This window comes from Spirochaetae bacterium HGW-Spirochaetae-1, from assembly GCA_002839375.1.
Classification (GTDB): Bacteria; Spirochaetota; UBA4802; order UBA4802; family UBA5550; genus PGXY01.
On the sequence record PGXY01000002.1, the window covers coordinates 346,722 to 365,403 of the forward strand.

At 46.3% G+C, this 18,682-nt stretch carries 21 protein-coding genes; 6 read left to right on the forward strand and 15 right to left on the reverse strand.

Annotated features, from left to right (window positions below):
* The first annotated feature begins 16 nt into the window (after nucleotides 1–16).
* The 3 genes from CVV44_03500 (at nucleotide 17) to CVV44_03510 (ending at nucleotide 2,733) form a co-directional block, all read left to right on the forward strand.
* Nucleotides 17–1,405, forward strand: a complete 1,389-nt coding sequence (locus CVV44_03500; GenBank protein ID PKL40682.1) for a hypothetical protein — start codon at nucleotides 17–19, stop codon at nucleotides 1,403–1,405.
* An 8-nt stretch (nucleotides 1,406–1,413) separates the two neighbouring features.
* Nucleotides 1,414–2,100 (forward strand): DNA-binding response regulator, encoded by a 687-nt coding sequence (locus CVV44_03505; GenBank protein ID PKL40683.1) that lies wholly within the window; start codon nucleotides 1,414–1,416, stop codon nucleotides 2,098–2,100.
* Nucleotides 2,101–2,352: 252 nt separating this feature from the next.
* Nucleotides 2,353–2,733, forward strand: coding sequence for a hypothetical protein (locus tag CVV44_03510; protein ID PKL40684.1), 381 nt, complete (start codon nucleotides 2,353–2,355; stop codon nucleotides 2,731–2,733).
* Between the two features lie 74 nt (nucleotides 2,734–2,807).
* Here the strand turns inward: CVV44_03510 and CVV44_03515 are convergent, their stop codons facing one another.
* From CVV44_03515 to CVV44_03560, 10 genes are all read right to left on the reverse strand, one after another.
* Nucleotides 2,808–3,386 (reverse strand): rubrerythrin family protein, encoded by a 579-nt coding sequence (locus CVV44_03515; protein PKL40685.1) that lies wholly within the window; start codon nucleotides 3,384–3,386, stop codon nucleotides 2,808–2,810.
* A 100-nt stretch (nucleotides 3,387–3,486) separates the two neighbouring features.
* Nucleotides 3,487–3,639, reverse strand: a complete 153-nt coding sequence (locus CVV44_03520) for a transcriptional regulator (protein ID PKL40913.1) — start codon at nucleotides 3,637–3,639, stop codon at nucleotides 3,487–3,489.
* 158 nt (nucleotides 3,640–3,797) lie between these two features.
* On the reverse strand, nucleotides 3,798–4,175 hold the full coding sequence (locus tag CVV44_03525) for a desulfoferrodoxin (GenBank protein ID PKL40686.1): 378 nt from the start codon (nucleotides 4,173–4,175) through the stop codon (nucleotides 3,798–3,800).
* Nucleotides 4,176–4,233: 58 nt separating this feature from the next.
* Nucleotides 4,234–5,232 carry a cytochrome d ubiquinol oxidase subunit II gene (gene cydB / locus CVV44_03530; protein ID PKL40687.1) on the reverse strand — a complete coding sequence of 333 codons (999 nt, stop codon included), beginning with the start codon at nucleotides 5,230–5,232 and terminating at the stop codon, nucleotides 4,234–4,236.
* Between the two features lie 16 nt (nucleotides 5,233–5,248).
* Nucleotides 5,249–6,574: a cytochrome ubiquinol oxidase subunit I gene (locus CVV44_03535; GenBank protein ID PKL40688.1), complete on the reverse strand. Its 1,326-nt coding sequence runs from the start codon at nucleotides 6,572–6,574 to the stop codon at nucleotides 5,249–5,251.
* 78 nt (nucleotides 6,575–6,652) lie between these two features.
* Nucleotides 6,653–6,811 (reverse strand): rubredoxin, encoded by a 159-nt coding sequence (locus tag CVV44_03540; GenBank protein PKL40689.1) that lies wholly within the window; start codon nucleotides 6,809–6,811, stop codon nucleotides 6,653–6,655.
* A gap of 476 nt (nucleotides 6,812–7,287) precedes the next feature.
* Nucleotides 7,288–7,695 carry a transcriptional repressor gene (locus CVV44_03545; GenBank protein ID PKL40690.1) on the reverse strand — a complete coding sequence of 136 codons (408 nt, stop codon included), beginning with the start codon at nucleotides 7,693–7,695 and terminating at the stop codon, nucleotides 7,288–7,290.
* A gap of 112 nt (nucleotides 7,696–7,807) precedes the next feature.
* Entirely contained in the window at nucleotides 7,808–8,980 is a 1,173-nt protein-coding gene (locus tag CVV44_03550; GenBank protein PKL40691.1) for an NAD(P)/FAD-dependent oxidoreductase, read from the reverse strand.
* Between the two features lie 12 nt (nucleotides 8,981–8,992).
* Nucleotides 8,993–10,156 (reverse strand): MBL fold metallo-hydrolase, encoded by a 1,164-nt coding sequence (locus CVV44_03555; GenBank protein PKL40692.1) that lies wholly within the window; start codon nucleotides 10,154–10,156, stop codon nucleotides 8,993–8,995.
* Between the two features lie 142 nt (nucleotides 10,157–10,298).
* Entirely contained in the window at nucleotides 10,299–11,039 is a 741-nt protein-coding gene (locus tag CVV44_03560; GenBank protein ID PKL40693.1) for a hypothetical protein, read from the reverse strand.
* 263 nt (nucleotides 11,040–11,302) lie between these two features.
* Between CVV44_03560 and CVV44_03565 the strand changes: the two genes are divergently transcribed.
* Nucleotides 11,303–12,472, forward strand: coding sequence for a 2-hydroxyacyl-CoA dehydratase (locus tag CVV44_03565; protein PKL40694.1), 1,170 nt, complete (start codon nucleotides 11,303–11,305; stop codon nucleotides 12,470–12,472).
* Between the two features lie 36 nt (nucleotides 12,473–12,508).
* Here CVV44_03565 and CVV44_03570 read toward each other — a convergent pair whose 3' ends face one another.
* The 3 genes from CVV44_03570 to CVV44_03580 all read right to left on the reverse strand — a co-directional run bounded on the left by CVV44_03570 (nucleotide 12,509) and on the right by CVV44_03580 (nucleotide 14,311).
* On the reverse strand, nucleotides 12,509–12,961 hold the full coding sequence (locus CVV44_03570; GenBank protein PKL40695.1) for a hypothetical protein: 453 nt from the start codon (nucleotides 12,959–12,961) through the stop codon (nucleotides 12,509–12,511).
* Nucleotides 12,962–13,067: 106 nt separating this feature from the next.
* Complete coding sequence (locus CVV44_03575; protein PKL40696.1) at nucleotides 13,068–13,859, reverse strand: TIGR02757 family protein; 792 nt, start codon at nucleotides 13,857–13,859, stop codon at nucleotides 13,068–13,070.
* Between the two features lie 80 nt (nucleotides 13,860–13,939).
* Complete coding sequence (locus CVV44_03580; protein ID PKL40697.1) at nucleotides 13,940–14,311, reverse strand: hypothetical protein; 372 nt, start codon at nucleotides 14,309–14,311, stop codon at nucleotides 13,940–13,942.
* A 258-nt stretch (nucleotides 14,312–14,569) separates the two neighbouring features.
* Here CVV44_03580 and CVV44_03585 point away from each other — a divergent pair, with 258 nt between their 5' ends.
* A complete protein-coding gene (locus CVV44_03585) occupies nucleotides 14,570–15,178 on the forward strand; it encodes a hypothetical protein (GenBank protein ID PKL40698.1) in 609 nt (202 codons plus the stop codon).
* Between the two features lie 18 nt (nucleotides 15,179–15,196).
* Here the strand turns inward: CVV44_03585 and CVV44_03590 are convergent, their stop codons facing one another.
* Nucleotides 15,197–15,586 carry a hypothetical protein gene (locus tag CVV44_03590; protein ID PKL40699.1) on the reverse strand — a complete coding sequence of 130 codons (390 nt, stop codon included), beginning with the start codon at nucleotides 15,584–15,586 and terminating at the stop codon, nucleotides 15,197–15,199.
* A gap of 241 nt (nucleotides 15,587–15,827) precedes the next feature.
* Complete coding sequence (locus CVV44_03595; protein PKL40700.1) at nucleotides 15,828–15,995, reverse strand: 4Fe-4S ferredoxin; 168 nt, start codon at nucleotides 15,993–15,995, stop codon at nucleotides 15,828–15,830.
* A 240-nt stretch (nucleotides 15,996–16,235) separates the two neighbouring features.
* Here CVV44_03595 and hypF point away from each other — a divergent pair, with 240 nt between their 5' ends.
* On the forward strand, nucleotides 16,236–18,500 hold the full coding sequence (gene hypF, locus CVV44_03600) for a carbamoyltransferase HypF (GenBank protein PKL40701.1): 2,265 nt from the start codon (nucleotides 16,236–16,238) through the stop codon (nucleotides 18,498–18,500).
* Nucleotides 18,501–18,682: the final 182 nt, after the last annotated feature.

An 18,682-nucleotide genomic window follows, 5' to 3' on the forward strand; every position in this document is an offset into this window, starting at 1 on the left:
CGATGCGTGAACAGCTATGACATCTCCTAAAAACGATCATCCGTGTATTGAGAACGATGAATTGTACCGCGCCCTTTTTGAGAGAAACAGGGCCATCAAGCTCCTGATCGATCCTTCCGACGGGGCTATAATTGACGCCAACCCCGCCGCCTGCGATTTTTACGGCTATGCCCGCAACGAAATGCGCGGTATGAATATCACAAAGATCAACCTCCTTTCTTTGGATGTGGTCCGGGAACGCATGGACAGGGTAAAAAATGGTGAGCAGGTAAATTTTGTTTTTAAACACCGGCTCGCCGGCGGAGAAATGAGAGATGTAGTGGTGAATTCGGGAAGGGTCGATTTTCAGGAAAAGACGCTGCTTCTGTCCATCATACACGATATCAGTGACAGGGTGAAAGCGGAAACAGCCCTGAAGGAATCCCATGAACAGTTTCTAACAGTTCTTAACGGCATGGACGCGAATATTTATGTAGCGGATACGAAAAATTATGAAATCATTTTTGCCAACAAGCATTTTAAGGATACTTTTGGAGAGAATGTAATCGGGCGGACCTGCCATGCCGTGATCCAGGGCGAGAAGGAAAGTCCCTGCTTTTTCTGTATAAACAGGCAGGTCCACGCAGTAAGTGGCAGCGACAGAGATGTCATGCGATGGGAATACCAGAGTTCTGTGAATGGTAAATGGTACCAGGCCCTTGAAAGAATCATCAACTGGATCGACGGCCGCCCCGTGAGAATATCCATTGCCATGGATATTACTGAAAAGAAAAGGCTTGAAAGAGAGATACTCAATATCAGTGAAAATGAACGTATTCGTATCGGTCATGATCTTCATGACGGCATAGGCCAGTATTTCACCGGCATGGGATACCTGGTTCGGATACTCCGGGACAGGCTGCAGGAAAGAAATGATTCCCAGGCTTCCGTGGCTGAAGAGCTCCTTTCACTCATTGATGAAGCAAAAGGTCATGTAAGGATGCTCGCCAGGGGGCTGAGCCCCGTCCAGATGGATACCAAGGGGCTTTTTATGGCGGTGAAAGATCTGTGCATCGATACGGAAAAAATGTTCCGATGCAGGTGCTCCTTTACGTATGACAAGGCTCTTGGAATCAATGATAACGCCACGGCAACTCACATCTATTACATAATAAGGGAAGCCGTGAGCAACGCAATCCGCCACGGTGAAGCGGAAAATATTGACATTATTATTAAAGAATATAAAAAGGGCCTCATGATCACCATCTGTGATGACGGTCACGGCATCAGCGACACGGCCGATCTGGATACGGGCCTGGGACTCAAACTTATGAAATACCGGGCCGATGTAATAAACGCACTGCTGAGTGTCGAAAAAAACAATGAAAAGGGGATGACGGTCACCATTATGCTGGCTTCAGTGTAGGAAGGGTGATGAGGTTCCTTTACGGGAAGATTATGGAAAATGACATTGTGGAAGTTTTTATCGTCGATGATCATCCCGTGGTCAGGCGTGGTCTGGGCCAGTACATCGACAGCAGGGAAGGTTTCCATGTATGCGGTGACGCGGCTGATGCAAATACGGCAATTGTGGAGATAAATCGCCATGCGCCCCAGGTAGTCATAGTGGATATCAATCTTAAGGGAATCAACGGGATCGATCTCATAAAAGCAATCCGAAACCGCCACCGTTCCATTCACATCCTGGTGCTTTCCATGCATGACGAGAATGAATATGTGGAAAGGGCCATGAGGGCCGGGGCCCGGGGCTATGTGCTGAAAAGCGACAGTGAGGATGTGATCATAGACGCCATCAATCATATAATGAATAACAAGATATTCCTGAGCAGCGGTATCCGCGACAACATGCTTGAATCAATTATATGGCATTCAACGGAAGAAAAGGAAAAGTCCGTGGCACTCCTGACGGACCGTGAATTTGAAATCTTTGAGCTCATAGGAAAAGGACTTAATACACGGGAAATAGCCGTCGCCCTGAGTCTCAGCACATCCACGGTAGGGACCTACCGTGAACGCATAAAATCCAAGCTGGATATTCACAGTCCCAATGAATTGATCAGGTATGCCGTTCAATGGGTGTTGGGTGAAAAGAAAGCATAAGAGAACCTCTATTTGTTGTTAATGAAAAACCTAATTTTTGAAGTGCCCATAAACAAGTCTCAGCTTGTAGAACTCTATCCTACATCTATTTAGTATAGTGTTCTACAAGAATATAGTTTTTCCAGCCATTGAGACTACCATAAATACATACTTATTGTATTCATCAGCTATATTTTTAAAGATAAAGGAGCCTCGATAGCTCGTAATGTGGAGGTATTCATTTATCTGAATTTGTAATCAGAGTGAGAGGCGATGAATACTGCAGAGGCATTATTGATTGATGACGACGGTACTACCGGCGAGATACTGCGAAGAATTTCCGGTGAAGTGTCTTTATATCTCAATGAATTCAACTGCACAGATGCTGCAGCAAAGTATGTCGATGAAAAAACCGTGGATATGGCCTTCATCGATCTTATGATGATACTATCCGATGATTACTGTTTGTTCAGAAAACTGAGAAGCTACCGTCCTTTTATGAAGGTTTTCATACTTGTTTCTGTAGCGAGTAATAAAACCCTCAATTTCAGCCAGTTCGAAGATGAGTATACTTTTCTGCTGGAAAAACCCCTGGAATACACCACAACCCTGAATAAGATTAAAAAAGCAATGGAATCCAGGGACAGGTGTTGATCGAGTGGCGGTGTAAATTAAACGGGCACGATTTGATTTCGTGCCCGTTGTAAGTTCTAAGTTTAAAAAGTCTGCTAGAAATGGTCGCACAGCAGTTCGAAATATGCCTTGGGATGCAGACAGGCTGGGCATTTCTCGGGAGCCGCCTCGCCTTCATGAATATATCCGCAGTTTCTGCACATCCACTGGGACTTCTGGTCTTTTTTGAATACCTTTCCCGTTTCGATGTTTTTGGCCAGCATGAGATAGCGTTCCTCATGGTGTTTTTCAACTTTCGCAATATTTCTGAACAGCGCCGCGATCTCGACGAACCCTTCTTCTTCGGCGATACGCGCCGCTTCGGGGTAGAGCACCGTGTGCTCCTCGTTTTCTCCGCCTGCCGCAGCCTTAAGATTCTCAACGATCGTTCCCACAACACCAGCCGGGTATGTAGCCTGTATCTCCACCATCCCGCCTTCGAGGTAGCTGAAAAAACGTTTGGCGTGTTCTTTTTCGTTTTCCGCGGTTTCGAGAAAAATCGCTGCGATCTGTTCGTATCCCTCTTTTTTTGCAGCTGACGCAAAATAGGTATAGCGGTTCCTTGCCTGTGATTCACCGGCAAAAGACGCCAGGAGATTTTTCTCGGTTTTTGTTCCTTTTACACTCTTCATTATTTCCTCTCTGAAATTAAACTTGTATGTTCGGGCTTCAATACGCCCACTGTTGAATAAGCAGCCGGGGATACGAATATCCCCGGCTTTGAAATAGAGATGTTCAATCTATTACGGGTGCATAATAGCAGCGTTTCGGTGAATGAATTTTACCTTCACCCTTGAGCGTTTTAATAATTTTATCCACTTCAGACTTTTCAATCTTTGCGGCGATTGCGATTTCGCCGGGCCTCATGGGCTCCCCGGCTTTTTTCATGGCATTCAGTACTTTTTGCGCGGTTTTGTCCACAATCAGATCACTCCAGAATATAGAATATGCGATGCTATGATATTCCTGCGGCATGGTAATGGGTTTCTACCGGGCCGAAGGAAGCCTGTCCCCATGTTAAGGCAGGCAGTTAATTTCGATTTTGTTTACGCTTTCCACAGGCCGTGAAGGTTGCAGTATTCCCGCGCTTCCACATCGGCATCAACGCCGGTGAAAACTGCTTCAGGTGCCTGTCCCGGTTTAAGAAACTGTCGCAGTGCCTTGCCGTCCTTAAGGATAACCTGTATCCACTCTATATAGTGTTTCTCCTCCGAGGGGTGAGTGACAGATCCGACCTTAACCTTTATACCGCCGCTCACTTTTTCAACGACGGGTACGTGTTTTTCCGTAGCGGCATCGGTGGTGTTTTCTTTGAGCAGCTTCATGGGTTGTCCGCAGCAGACGAGCTCGCCGCCGCCGGCTGTAAGAACTTCCACTATGTTTCCGCATACTGAACATTTGTAAACCTCAAGTTTTTTAGTCATGGTACGACTCCTTTAAAAAATTTAGTATAGTGCCGATGAGTTGAAAAATATCATCGGGTTACTGGGTTACTTTTCCCTTGAAAATCCTGTACACATAAACTGTATATCCGATCACCAGGGGCATGCCGATAAGTGCGATTATGAGCATGACCTTCAGTGTGAGTTCCGTCGATGATCCGTTGAAAATGGTAATACCGGCATTGACATCATTGCTGGCTCTTACGAGATGCGGATAGTGAACTGAACCGGCAATGACCCAGAGTCCGGCAAAACCCAGGGATGATGTGATGAATGATTTGCCGTCCATTCCCTTTTTCGCGAAATTACCTGTCATCCAGGCACAGGCCACAACTGCTGCGAAGGCAATCCATGCCGGGATTCTGGCAGCGCTCCCTGGTATTAGCATCATAGAAAGAACAAGTGCTGCGGCGAGCAGGACTATGAATATGATCCATATTTTGCCGGTAATGACCCGCGCCCTGTCCTGAATGGTTCCGGTGGTTTTCATGGCTGCGAAGGTGCTTCCCTGCATGAGAATTGCTGTCAGGCCGAGAAGTCCCAGTACCAGTGGATAGGGCCTGAGCAGGGTGAAGAAGGAACCGGTAAAATCCATGTTGCCGTCAAGGGGAATGCCGACGATCACGTTACCAAGGGCAACGCCGAAAAGGAGTGACGGGAGAAAACTGCCGGCCATAAAGGCATATTCCCATATCTTGCTTCTTTCCCTGTCGTAATACCAGAACTCGATGGATACGGCCCTGAAAATAAGGGCGAAGAGAACCAGCATGAGTGCAAGGTAAAAACCGCTGAAAACCGTTGCATAGGCATGGGGGAATGCGGCAAAAAGTGCGCCGCCGGCCGTGAGTAGCCAGACTTCGTTTCCGTCCCAGAACGGCCATATCGCATTGAAGAGCGTTTTTTTCTCTTCGTCATTTTTTGCCAGCAGGGAGAAAAGGCTGCCTATGCCCAGATCAAATCCGTCCAGAATGGCGTACCCTATAAAAAGAACACCAATGAGTATGAACCATATATTCTGTAATATTTCCAGTGTTTGCATATTTCCACTCCTTCTATCAATACGTTCTCTGAGTTATATCTTCCGGGCCTTTCTTTATCAGGTCGAAGAATATCTTGAGGAATACCAGAAAGAGCAGAAGATATATTATCCCGAAAAGTGCCAGAGAAAAAAGTATCTGCCAGGCCGGCACTACCACCGACGCAGCATCAGCTGTCCGCAGTATTTTGTATACGGCCCAGGGCTGCCGGCCGATTTCCGCGGCCATCCAGCCGAATTCATTGGCCAGGAGGGGCAGCGGTGAAGTGATTACCAGTGTCCAGAGGAACCACTTCATGGAATAGAGACGTCCCGTGGCCATAAGTAATGCGCCGATCATGGCAATGGCGGCAAAGAGGGAACCGAGGCCGATCATGAAATGATATGTCATGTAGGTGATGAAAACCGGGGGCCGCTCATCCTCCCTGAATTCATTGAGGCCCTTTACTTCGGCATCGGAATTAAAGTGAATGAGCAGGCTCAGCAGTTTTGGAATTTTTATTTCGAGGTATGTCTTGCCGACATCTTCATCGGGGATGCCGATGAGCGACATGGGGGCACCTTTCTGTGTTTTCCAGAGGGCCTCAAAGGATGCCATCTTTTCCGGCTGTGTCCTGGCTACCTGAACAGCATGCATGTGGCCCGTGGCGAACTGGAGCAGGGCCATGGCAATAAAAATTATAAGTGATAACTTAAGCAGAGGCTGGAAATGTTCCCTGTATTTATCCTTCACAAGATACCAGGCGCTGATGCCGGCGACGAAAAGAGAGCCCGTGAGCCATGCTGCGGCGACCACGTGTACATATCTTATTATTGTTGACGGGTTAAACGCGGCATCGAAGAAGCTGGTCAATACGGCCCTCCCGCCTTCAAATTTGAATCCCGCCGGAGTCTGCATCCATGAATTGGCGATGATTATCCAGAATCCCGAAAGGTGTGCCGCGAAAAATACCAGGAAAGCCGAGAGCCAATATACCTTCTGTGTTACCTTCTTTTTACCGAAGACCAGTACGGCGAGAAAGACCGATTCAAGGAAAAAGGAGAAAACTCCCTCGGCAGCCAGTGGGGCGCCGAAAATATCTCCCACCATTCGGGAATACTCTGACCAGTTCGTGCCGAAGGAAAATTCCAGGACTATTCCCGTTGCGACCCCCATGGTGAATACAAGGGCCAGTATCTTAACGAGAAAGGATGATATTTTCTCATACTGATTGTTTCCGTTTTTAAGGTGAAATGATTCCAGGAGAAAAATAATAAATGTCAGACCGAACGTAAGGGGTGGAAATAAAAAATGGAATCCTGCGACGAAACCAAATTGTATTCTTGATAATAACACAGCATCCATGGGGTCTCTCCTCAGTTATTTTTTAACCAATAAAGCATGGGGATACTCCCAACAGGATAGTATCCCCATGCTTCCCGATTAATCAGCCGGTTCAAATGAGTCCTTGCCAACACCGCAGACCGGGCAAACCCAGTCATCGGGGATGTCCTTAAAGGCAGTGCCCGGTTTAATCCCGTTGTCGGGATCTCCCGTTTCCGGATCATAAATGTACCCGCAGACTGAACACTCGTATTTCATACAATAGTTCCTCCAGATTCTTTATATAAGGGAACCTCTATAAATTATTATTTGATGTTCCCTTGTGGGCACAAACATCGGAAAAATTAGGTTTCTTCATTATTGTTGTTAATGAAAAACTTAATTTTCAGAGGTGCCCATAAGAAATATGCATTTGAATGCATGACGTATAAATGCATGCTGTAATAATTACAAAAATATAATCATTATAAATGTAATATTAAGTCAAGAAAAATTTACTATTAAGAGAAAAGTTTTAATATATAAACTTAACTGATTGGAGATGGCTTTAATAAAGACTATGTTGCTCCTTAAATCATAGTATACATTTAATATAAAACTGTTACTATAATATTTTAAAGCTCTTATTTTTATATAATGACAATTATGGGGAAAAATCAATAATTTATTGGCAGATAACTGTGGATATAATGTCTAAATTGGCTGTAGTATAAAAATCTACATGAAAGAAGCGTTCACGATTTGCATTTCCTGCATATGCCCCTGAAATAGAGATGGCTCTGCAGGATGGTATGTCCTTCTATGGATTTCAGGTCCATTGATTTGCTGTCGAGGAAAATATCATAGAGTTCACCGCACTGCATGCATTTAAAATGGGCATGATTTTCCATAAAGGCATCGTAGCGCACTTCATTATCTTCTATGGTAATTGCCTGGATGACATTTTTTTCAAGAAATGTTTTCAGCGTATTGTAAATGGTGGTTTTTGATAGTGTGGGTATTTCACCGTGGATATCCTGGTATATAATGTCCACGGTGGGATGAGTTTTGTGAGTTACCAGATATTCCAGTATCTTCAGCCGGTGAAGAGAAGGCTTGATGCCCTTATCCTCTAGAAATGATTTTAATTGTAATGATTCCATATTTGTATCAATAGTCTAATATACGAAGGATTTTACAAAATTCAACCATAAAATCAGGGTCTGGCAATTATAAAAGCAAAATATATCTTTGCGACTCCGGATGTTTATTTCGTCAGTTTTTTAAATGTTTAAGAAATTCCTCTACTGAGGCATTTCTGTTCATGACCTTTTGTGCTATTTTTATACTTTCCCGGTCTCCCAGTACAATGGCACCCACGGGAGAATCTTCTTTCATTAGCAGTTTTTTGTATGAGGATGTATCTACCGAGGTATTTACCGTGTTTCCCTCATCGCTTATAACACCGGCAGAAAAGAGATCTATCCCCGTGATCTTCAAAATAGTGGAAATGGCCGAGCCCTTGTATTCCGCCTGAACGCCGCTCATATTAAGACCCGCGGCGATTCCCTGCTCCTTGGAAACATTCCATAGTCCGTAGACAACATTGTTGTGTTCAGCCGCGTCACCGGCTGCGTATATATCTTTCTGTGATGTCTCCATGTGATCGTTTACCACGATGCCGTTATTGACCGAAAGGCCCGTCGTGCGTGCCAGCTCACAGTTGCAGCGGATGCCCACGGAAAGCACAACAGCGTCAGCCTTGAGGGTTTTTCCCGATTTCAGGGATATCTGCTCGACAAACCTGCCGCCGATTGAGTCGATTGACGCGACGCTGTCATTCAGGATGAATTGCAGGCCCTTGTCTTCCAGCATCTTTTGCAGAAGTTCCCCCCCGGTGCGGTCCAGTTGGCGGGGGAGCAACCAGGGGGCAAATTCTATAATCGTCACCTTTTTCCCCAGTTTCTGCAGACTATTGGCCGTTTCGAGACCCAGGAGTCCGCCGCCAATGACGGCAATGGATTCTATTTCAGTGCTGAAGTCACGGATTCTGTCCGTATCGGCAACATTGCGCAGGGTAAAGACCCCTTCGTGGTCAATGCCCTGGACTGGGGGAACAAAGGGATTGCCTCCCGTGGCCAGCAGAAGCCTGTCATAGTGGTACACGACGCCTTTCTCGTCAGTCACTGTTTTTTCCGCTGGATCAATGGCCGTAATCCTGGTGTTCAGGATATTGGAAATATTTTTTTCAGCATAAAATTCCGGCTTGTACAGGGTGAATTTTTCCAGGGGTACCTCGTTGGCCAGGTATTCCACGAGGCGCGGCCGGTAGTAGTGCAGGTTTTCCGCTTCGGTAATTATGGAAATCTCCCCAAGGGGATCATTTTTCCTGATGGTCAGTGCCGCGTCTACACCGGCAGTGCCGTTTCCTATTATAACATATTTCATCCCGTTTCTCCTTCAGGATATCTGACTTTGGACTTTTGCTGTAATCTCCTTCAGATCGGAAGGATTCGGGACATACTGCAATTGGATTGCATCCATCATGTCGAATTTACATGACTGCAAAGCTTCGTCGACCTGTTTGACACCGAAGGGAGCCCAGCCGTATGATCCGAAGGCCAGGCCCTTTCTTCCCTTGGGAGCCAGGCCCTTGAAGTACGTAAGAAAGGCGGCCACCGTGGGGAGCATATTTTTGTTCAGCGTGGGGGAACCGACGCAGATGTATCTTGCCGTGAGCACCTCGGTCATGATGTCGGAAATATGGTTGTGCTGCAGGTTGAACATGCGGGCGAAAATATTTTTATTCTCAAAGGCATTCTGAATTGCGAAGGCCATTTTTTCCGTGGATTTCCACATTGTATCATAGATAATGAGGGCCTTGTTATCCGTTTCGTTGGAAGACCATTTCCGGTAATTCTCGATAATGCCGGCGATGTTCTTTCTCCACAGTATGCCGTGACTCGGGGCAATGACATCGATATCGAGACCCTCCAGATCAGCCAGCGCCTTTTGTACCTGTACCGAGTAGGGAAGTACGATGTTGGCGTAATACTTCATGGCTTCCTCGTTGATGATGTCAATATGGTATTCGTCATCAAAGCGTTCAGAAGTGGCTACATGCTGGCCGAAGGCGTCATTGGAAAAGAGAATTTTATCCTTCGCACTGTAGCAGACCATGTTGTCGGGCCAGTGCACCATGGGTGTCATAACATACGTCAGGTCCCGTTTCCCGATGTTGACGGTTTCGCCAGACTGTACAACTTTGAATTTCCAATCCTTCTTATAATGCTTCTTCAGTCCTTCTTCTCCCTTGGGTGATGTAATGATGGTGGCTCCGGGAAGCATCTCCATGAGGCGGGGAAGGCCGCCGGAATGGTCCATTTCAACATGATTAGATACTATGTAATCAATCTTTGCCGGGTCAACAACGGCCGATATGCGCTCCAGCATTTCGTCCACCAGGTAGTATTTTACGGTATCGATGAGAGTTATTTTTTCATCGACGATGAGATAGGCATTGTAGGTAGATCCCCGCTGGGTGAGATATCCATGGAAGTTTCTCAGGTCCCAGTCGATTCCACCGACCCAGTATACATCTTTGGTTATCTGTACAGGTTTCATTTTTTTTTCTCCGTTATGGTTTTGAATTTCAGTTTTACTTTTTTATGTATTTATCTCTAAATTATACTGTTTCATGTTACGTGTAAAATCTATATAAAGGGTTTCACTTGTCACTAAAAAAAACTGAAATATGGTCTTTCCTTCATGTGACGGTGATATGGGCATCGGGATTGAAGGGATTTGTCCGTACGGCAATGGAATAAAGATAGGGATATTCCATCTTGAGATGTTTCATGTAGCGGAGCCATTCAACGACAAGGAGGGAATATACCCGCCGAAGATCTCCCTCGAGATGTTTAATGTCGGGCTCGGGCAGATTGTCCATATCTGAGCGGTGACGCAGTTCGTCAAAAAGATGGAATAGGGCCCAGAGAAGGTCCGTGAAGGATTCATGCTCCAGGAGATTGGGATTTTTCAGCATGTCCCGGATGGACTCCTTTTCCCGTATCAGGATTGCCTTCATTTCCCTGAGGAAATCGGGGGTCAGGGAAGTTGAATAATTAAATGAAGAGAAAAATTTCAACCGTGTTTCAAATTCTTTTTCGGTCCAGGAGGGAGTAATTTGCAGATGGCTGCTTACATCATTGAAGTTGGCAGTACATTTTTTCAGAGTCGTTATGATATCCGTGCCCATTTCGTAGAAGAATATTCCGATGAGCATGTTCAATTTCTTCAGGAGGGATTGTTTTTCCTGCTTTTTGAGGAGACGGTCCAGCACAAGGGTTACAAAGACAACCTGGACGGGAACAAAGGCGAAATCCTGCATCATATAGAAGAAAGTGTCTTCCGATTTATGAAAAAGGGTTATCTGGGCGAAATAGGTCACAGAAGAAATAACCAACAATCCCGCTACCATTGAAATGTACCATCGGAACCTGTCCATGAAATAACCGCCTCAGTTTTTTCCCGAATGTAAAGCACGCATGATAATTGGCAACATATTTTCATTCTGTCAATGGCAACAGCCGGCTATTCCATTGCTTTTGATTGTTTAATAAATTCAGTGCTGTAGTCAAGACTTTGTAAATCAAATAATAGAATAATAAGTATTTAAAAAATAATTGACATAAACGGCTTCACAATTTGTTGTTCAGAGACAACGCAGAGTACGTCATGTTTTTGAAATTATAATAACAGAGGAAGCCAATGAAAGATCAGAATGTAGAACCGCTTTTTAATGATGAATTTCAGGGAGCGCCGGCAAAAAGATCCCTGCAGTATATTTTGAGCAAACGTGAACAGGGTAGTCCTGTAGCGGGCCTCTATTGCGGCTATGCGCCCATAGAGGTGATTCATGCCATGGGTGCATATCCGGCTGTCCTTTGCGCCTTTGCCCAGGCAACTATCGAGGCGGGAGAATCGGTATTGCCCGGGAACCTGTGTCCTCTCATCAAATCGAGTTACGGTTTCATCAAGACCGACAAGTGTCCTTTCTATTCGATATCGGACGTTGTTATCGGTGAAACTACCTGCGATGGTAAAAAGAAGATGTTCGAACTCATCGCCGATATCAAGCCGACCCATGTTATGGACCTTCCCCAGGTCCCTGATACGCGTGAAGCGCAGGAAGGGTGGGGCGCCATGATCGGCAAGGTAAAAGATTTTCTCGAAATCAACCTGAACAGGAAGGCCAATGATGAGGATATTCACAAAGCCATTATTGACACCAATGAAAAAAACCGCATGATGCGGAAAATCTTTACATATGCCGCACGCAAACCATCGGTAATGACCTGGGGCGAAGTCTATGACCTGACTTTTCTGGCCATGGTTGCTACGGGAAAGGATATGAAACCGGTACTGGAAGAAGTATTGCAGAAACTGGAACAGCGTGTAAAAGACGGGGCCTACAGTGAACGCTCCGGAGCGCCCCGCGTCCTGGTTACAGGGAGCCCCCTGGGCGGCGATGCAACGAAAGTGTTTAAAATCATTGAAGAGGCCGGCGGGGCCGTTGTTGCCATTGATTCATGTACGGGCATGAAGCCCTATGTCACCGATACGGAGGAGAATGCCGCTGATCCTCTCATGGCGCTGTCGAAAAAATATCTCTCGCTGCCCTGTTCATGCATGACTCCCAATGGCCGCAGGCTTGATGAGCTGTCCCGAATGATAGATGAGTTCAGCATTGATGTGGTTATCGACGTTGTGCTTCACGCCTGTCATTCATATAATGTTGAATCCTATAAGGTAGGAACGCATGTCAGGGAAAAACACCATCTTCCTTTCCTGAAAATAGAAACAGATTACAGCGGCTCCGATGCGGCTCAGATCAGAAACAGGGTCGAAGCCCTTTTTGAGACCATAGTAAAAAATTAAAAAGAATGGGCAGGTCTCATTTGACGGTCCCTGATATCAGATCATCATCTCTCCACATTGCCTGCATTTGCGGCCGCCACGGAAATTCAGTGAGCCGCATTTTTTGCAGGTGAAGAGGTTTTCCTCTTCCATGATCCATTTTTCCGTACCCAGCTCGCGCCATCTTGGAATGGCGCGCAGCATGTTTTTCCTTGCCTCCGGGATGGGGAAGGATTCAATTGTGGAGCAGGGAAATTCACCGCACTGGTGACATCCTTCAATACCCTTTCCCGATGTGCAGCTCTTGATTGGACAGGATTTGCAGAACCAGTATGGGGAGGAAGAAAGGCAGCCGTTGCAGGCTATTTTGTCCGGGGTGTCCCCGTAGGCTGCGGCGAATTTGATCTTCAGTGCCGCATCATCTTTTTTGTCGGCATAATAGATGCCGCACACACCGCAATATAATCCGCAGGGAGACAGAAGCTCTTTATTTGTCATACGGATCTCCAATATTGTAATCTATCAGGATTTGATCTCCGTTCTGGAAAATATCATTAAGTTATATCATGAAGCCCCGGGAGGGCAATTCATTTTACCGTATCGATAAAAAATTCTGTTACTTTATCATGGACTCAAGGTCATCCCAGCAGAGATCATTTCGGATTCCGAACCGCGTAAGGGAAAAATCGTATTTTACCGGGTCACCGCTGTTAAGCCTGGAAAACCCTTCAGTGATCTCCAGGGCGGTTTTCAGATCGGCTGCCTTTCTCGACGTGAATCCATAACAGGTTCCAAAATAGTGCATATGTGTATCAAGGGGAATAATGAGCATCGAGGGCTGGATATTTTTCCACCCGCCGGGATCAACACTGTCTTCACGGACCATCCAGCGCAGGAAAAGGTGCAGCCTTTTACAGGCGCTTCCCTTTGAGGGGTCGGAAATGAGACTGCTTGCCGGCATGGCTGATGCATGCCTGATTTCTTTTGTGAATGCAGTGATGGCCGGCAGCAGAGATGGTGCTCCTTGCTCAAGGTATGATACAAAGCAGGACTCCAGCGATCCATGAGTCTCCAGGATTTTTTTCAGGCCGATGAACAGGGCCGACATCTCTTCACCCGTGGTAAAGCGATGTTTGAAATTCCGGAATTCCCGGCGGAAATGATTATCGCCGTTATCGAGGATAAAGTCGCGAAGATAAGGACCCGCCGCTTCGAGGACGCGTGATACCGATGTCAATATCTGCGCTACACGGCCGTAGGCCAGGGATGAGGCTATAAGGGCAGCGATTTCCCTGTCCTCTTTCCGGGGATACTCGTAGAGAAACTGCAGGGGATCGGGGGAAACCAGTTCTTTCCTGTTGTACTTTCTGTATATGGTATCGAGAATCGGACGCGTTAACCGGGGCATAAATATTATTCCTGCTGTGTAAATAGTGTGCGGGGTTGTTCAGTCAGGAGAGCTATGGTATTCCGCAGGCCGGGCCTGATTCAGTTGTCGCCCGTTGAAAAGGTTTTTATGAGATATTCCACTTCAGCCTGTTTCTCCTCGGGCATGTCTTTGAATTCAAGACAGCAGCGCATAAGGGTGACAAAGTTGAAAAGGGAATCATTGGTAATCCGAAAATTGGAAACAACCTTGGAAGGAACCTTATCAAGGTAATAATTGTGATGGTACATGAATATATCTATATCAATTTCATTCTGCTCAATGGTGTCGCTGCCGAGATAGCTGAAGGAAATCCCCTTTTCACTTATGTCGATGATATGACCCAGACGGGATACATCATGACTGATAATCGCATAGGCTCCATCTTCAATCCGGAAGCGGTTATACTTTCTTCTATCTTTTGCGTCTGACATGGAACCCTCAACATGAATAATAGTAAAAAAATTAATAGTTATATCTTATATTAAGACATAATACTGATTTTGAGTACAATTCTTAAATGAATTCTATGAAATGTCAAAGGTTTTTCATGCTTTTGTGATGTTTTATTGCATTTTTATTGTATTATGCAAGTAATCCGGTCTGATTATAGACAGCCGGCCCTGTTTACTGCTTGACTGATTTTTATAGATGAATTTTGTAAATGTGTCGCTAATCCAGCAGGAGAAAAAATGAACTCAAAAATCCTCATTGTCTATTCGACTAAATCGGGCTCCACCATAGGTGTTGCCCGCACCATTCTTAATACACTTGCCGAGCAGGGCGTTGCAGCCGAGGCTATGACGGCCGGGAAGGTAGGCTCCCTGAAAGGATACAGTGCCGTCATACTGGGAAGTCCCATAATAATGGGGAAGGTCAGGGGTGATCTGGCGGACTTCATGCGGCGTTACCAGGATCAATTGAGGCAGATGCCCCTGGCCATGTTTCTCACCTGCCTGCGCCTTACAGTGGATACGGACGGCAGTGATCCGGGATTTCCCGTATATATTGACACAGCCCTGCAGGAAAAAACAAAGCTCCTGCAGGAAATGAGTTTTATGGAAAAAAGCCATACTCTCATGCATTACTGCAATCCCATCATGAAACAGCTGGCCGGGACCACACCGCGGGCCTTTGCAGTTTTTAAAGGTGCTCTTGATTATCGCCGACTTGACAGTCTTAGTTGGATATTTATGAAATTTCTGTCTTTATTCCAGACCTCGGTGCGGGAAGGTGATTATATCAATCATGCCGTGGTGAGTGCCTGGGTAAAAAAATTCTATCTCGATCTTACGCGCTGAGTTTTTTCACCGTGTGTATCACGCGTAGCCCTGGGTATAGGACTGGATGAGATTGATCAGGTCTATGCGCTGGTTGTCCGATAGGTCATCGAACTGGAGGCAGCAGCGCATGAGCACAACAAAGTCAAAGAGATTTTCGTGGGGAATCTTGAAATTGGATACGACCCGCGCCGGAATTTTATCGATGAAGAAGTTTTTGTTGTAGAGATAGATGCTCAGCTCCAGCGTGTCATGGGTGGGAAATTCACTGCCGGCATAGATGAAGGACATGCCTCCCTCGCTGATGTCGATGATGTGACCCAGGTGTATATAACTGTCATCAATGACCGCGCAGGTCCCCGATTCGGTTTTATGTCTTGGCTCTTTTCGCCGTTCTTCCTGTTCGTCTGACATGGTTAACCTGCCCATTGATAGGATATCCGGATTCAGCCTTTTTTGCCGGTGAGCAGTAAGGGAAAGGCGTGTTTGTCCCGGAACAGTTCTGAAGATATGATATAAGTATATCACAATGGAACAGAGGCAGCAATAATATTAAATCGGAAATGACGATAATTTTTGTGTGAAATCGTTGATGTGGAAATGTAACTGTAGCAGGGACATAATGTTGTTGGGGCGTAACATGTTACACCCCAACAACAATTTTATGCAATTAAGCCGGGGAAATTGCCTCAACGGGACATACATCGGCGCAAGCGCCGCAATCCGTACAGGCATCGGCATCGATTACATAGGGATCGCCTTCGGAAATGGCCTCTACAGGACATTCCGCCGCGCAAGATCCGCATCCGGTACAATCTGTTGAAATTTTGTAAGCCATTATCTCACCTCCTCTTGGGAATAGTTTTCTTCACAGTGTTAAACTAAAAGGAGGAGGATATTATTTAAGTCAAGAATAATTGTAATTTTTTATCGGCAGTTTCATTAAAAACTCCATGGTTGAGTTTTTCATAAAACTGCAGGTTGGAACATTTTATGAATTAAAAAGCAGTTGACCGACAACGGGGGCACGACTGGAATGAATTAAATTTTTGGAGTATATGGCGTTATAAACGAGTATATGAAAAAACACAATGACATACGGGTCAAGGGAATAGTGCAGGGAGTGGGATTCCGTCCCTTCATATACCAGATCGCTGTTCTCAATAGTATGGCAGGATATGTGCGCAACGATACCGAGGGTGTTTTCATCGAGGCCGAGGGTGAAGAGGATGCACTGCTTCGTTTCACGAAAGAAATCGTGTCCAAAGCGCCCCCCCTGTCACATATCATGGATGTGTCCGCCACGGACGGAGCCATGAAAGATTATAAAAGTTTCATCATTGATAAAAGCGTGCATACCGGGGAAAGGATTGCGTTCTACGCGCCTGATATAGCTCTCTGTGATGACTGCCTCAGGGAATTCAATGATCCCCGGGACAGGCGCTATCATTATCCCTTCATCACCTGCATTAACTGCGGACCGCGCTTCAGTATCATTAACGACATCCCTTATGACCGCGTCAATACATCCATGAGCGTGTTCCCCCTCTGTGAATCATGCCTGCGCGAATATAATGATCCGGCAGACCGGCGTTTTCACGCACAGCCCGTGGCGTGTCCTGTCTGCGGGCCGGCCCTTTCCCTTCATGGAGCCAATGGGGAACTTCTTGAAGGTAAAACTGAAGATATTGCTGAACGGACGGTAAAACTTTTAAGAGAGGGAAATATCATCGCCATAAAGGGAGTGGGTGGGTATCTCCTGGCGGCTGATGCCACGAACGATGGAGCCGTACAAGAACTCCGTAACCGCAAGCGCCGTCCCTTCAAGCCCTTCGCTATCATGGCATCGGGGATGGAGCATGTGGAACGGATCGCCCATGTCGGTCCGGCAGAACGGTCGCTGCTCGTTTCGCGGGAGAGACCCATTGTCCTTCTGGAAAAAAAGGAAGGGGCCTTTTCGAAATTCGTGGCACCGGGCATTGCCCATATAGGCATCATGCTTCCCTATCTTCCCTTCCAGTTTCATCTTTTTTCCCTCGCCCCGGACATGGTTCTTATAATGACCAGCGGAAACCTGTCCGACGAGCCTATCGTGTACAGTGATGAAACGGCTTTCCGGCGTTTCAAACGCATAGCCGATTATATCATAACCTATAACAGGCAGATCGTGGCCCAGAACGACGACAGCGTGCTTTTCGTCGAAAAGGAGACACCCTTGTTTATCAGGAGATCCCGCGGCTATGTGCCCCGTCCCTTTCTTTCAACGCGGACCGATTCTCGTATCCTTGCCCTGGGGGGGGATCTGAAAAACAGTTTCGCCATCGCCCGCAGGGATTTTATCATTCTAAGCCAGTACCTGGGAGACATGGGCGACCCCCTTACCCAGGAGGCATTCCGTCAGACCGTGGATCATTATATCCGTGTTTTTGACGCTGAGCCCGATGTGCTCGTATCGGACATGCACCCGGGATACATGACGACCATGTACCGTGATGAAATGGCCAGGGGACATGAAAAGCATTTCCAGGTGCAGCACCATCATGCTCATATCGCTTCAGTACTGGAGGACCATGGAATCCATGATAAAGTCATCGGTATCGCCTATGACGGGACCGGCTATGGAACCGACGGGACACTGTGGGGAAGCGAATTTCTCATCGCGGACCGGAAGGAATTCATCAGGGCCGGACATTTTTCCGGGTTTCCCCTGCCGGGAGGGGAAACGGCCATCCGCGACGTGTGGAAAATCGGGCTATCACTACTGCATAAAAGATACGGCATGGATGTGCCGCTGTTCACTGAAGAGATGGATGTCCTTAATGTCATGGAAATTATGGAGAAGGGAATCAACTCGCCGGAGACATGCAGTCTGGGAAGAATTTTCGACGGTATGTCAGCCATCCTGGGAATATCGCGCAGCATCAGCACCGAGGCCGAGGCAGCCATACTTCTCGAGGAGGCGGCGCGCAGGGGGACCTGGCCGGGAAAGCCCTTTCTCATTCCCATGAGCGATGATGAGAAAATTGTCATCAGCACCATGGATCTGACAGATTATGTTATGGGTCTTATTAATAGTGGAGAGGCGGTGCAGGATATAGCCCTGGCCTTCCATAGATCCGTCGTGCATACGACTATTGAGGCGGCGATGCGGCTCCGCGGGAGGTATGGAATCAATAGTGTCGCTCTGAGCGGCGGAGTCTTTCATAACAGGATCATTCTCCGTCATGTATGGGAAGGTCTGATAGCGGCAGATTTCAATGTCCTCCTGCCGGTAAAAATTCCGCCAAATGACGGCTGTATTGCCCTTGGACAGGTGGCTGTTGCAAAGGAATTGATGCGGTGAAATACAATTGTGTTATTTATAACATATAGATTTTAATGAACAATATCAGATTATATTAATAAGTATATTAAATATCAAATATATATATTATCGATATGCTGGCAAAATTATGATTTACAACACATTAAAAGCATAATAATTATAAAAAAATAGCATAAATTAAAAAAAATATCTCTTTAGCT

What these genes read in the sequence shown, in the direction of transcription:
- CVV44_03560 (PKL40693.1), bottom strand. Translation starts at nt 11,039, where the DNA reads ATGGACAGGTTCCGATGGTACATTTCAATGGTAGCGGGATTGTTGGTT.
- CVV44_03555 (PKL40692.1), bottom strand. Translation starts at nt 10,156, where the DNA reads ATGAAACCTGTACAGATAACCAAAGATGTATACTGGGTCGGTGGAATC.
- cydB (PKL40687.1), bottom strand. Translation starts at nt 5,232, where the DNA reads ATGCAAACACTGGAAATATTACAGAATATATGGTTCATACTCATTGGT.
- CVV44_03580 (PKL40697.1), bottom strand. Translation starts at nt 14,311, where the DNA reads ATGTCAGACGCAAAAGATAGAAGAAAGTATAACCGCTTCCGGATTGAA.
- CVV44_03575 (PKL40696.1), bottom strand. Translation starts at nt 13,859, where the DNA reads ATGCCCCGGTTAACGCGTCCGATTCTCGATACCATATACAGAAAGTAC.
- CVV44_03510 (PKL40684.1), top strand. Translation starts at nt 2,353, where the DNA reads ATGAATACTGCAGAGGCATTATTGATTGATGACGACGGTACTACCGGC.
- CVV44_03525 (PKL40686.1), bottom strand. Translation starts at nt 4,175, where the DNA reads ATGACTAAAAAACTTGAGGTTTACAAATGTTCAGTATGCGGAAACATA.
- CVV44_03545 (PKL40690.1), bottom strand. Translation starts at nt 7,695, where the DNA reads ATGGAATCATTACAATTAAAATCATTTCTAGAGGATAAGGGCATCAAG.
- CVV44_03500 (PKL40682.1), top strand. Translation starts at nt 17, where the DNA reads ATGACATCTCCTAAAAACGATCATCCGTGTATTGAGAACGATGAATTG.
- CVV44_03585 (PKL40698.1), top strand. Translation starts at nt 14,570, where the DNA reads ATGAACTCAAAAATCCTCATTGTCTATTCGACTAAATCGGGCTCCACC.
- CVV44_03520 (PKL40913.1), bottom strand. Translation starts at nt 3,639, where the DNA reads ATGAAAAAAGCCGGGGAGCCCATGAGGCCCGGCGAAATCGCAATCGCC.
- CVV44_03540 (PKL40689.1), bottom strand. Translation starts at nt 6,811, where the DNA reads ATGAAATACGAGTGTTCAGTCTGCGGGTACATTTATGATCCGGAAACG.
- CVV44_03505 (PKL40683.1), top strand. Translation starts at nt 1,414, where the DNA reads ATGAGGTTCCTTTACGGGAAGATTATGGAAAATGACATTGTGGAAGTT.
- CVV44_03535 (PKL40688.1), bottom strand. Translation starts at nt 6,574, where the DNA reads ATGGATGCTGTGTTATTATCAAGAATACAATTTGGTTTCGTCGCAGGA.
- CVV44_03565 (PKL40694.1), top strand. Translation starts at nt 11,303, where the DNA reads ATGAAAGATCAGAATGTAGAACCGCTTTTTAATGATGAATTTCAGGGA.
- CVV44_03595 (PKL40700.1), bottom strand. Translation starts at nt 15,995, where the DNA reads ATGGCTTACAAAATTTCAACAGATTGTACCGGATGCGGATCTTGCGCG.
- CVV44_03590 (PKL40699.1), bottom strand. Translation starts at nt 15,586, where the DNA reads ATGGGCAGGTTAACCATGTCAGACGAACAGGAAGAACGGCGAAAAGAG.
- hypF (PKL40701.1), top strand. Translation starts at nt 16,236, where the DNA reads ATGAAAAAACACAATGACATACGGGTCAAGGGAATAGTGCAGGGAGTG.
- CVV44_03550 (PKL40691.1), bottom strand. Translation starts at nt 8,980, where the DNA reads ATGAAATATGTTATAATAGGAAACGGCACTGCCGGTGTAGACGCGGCA.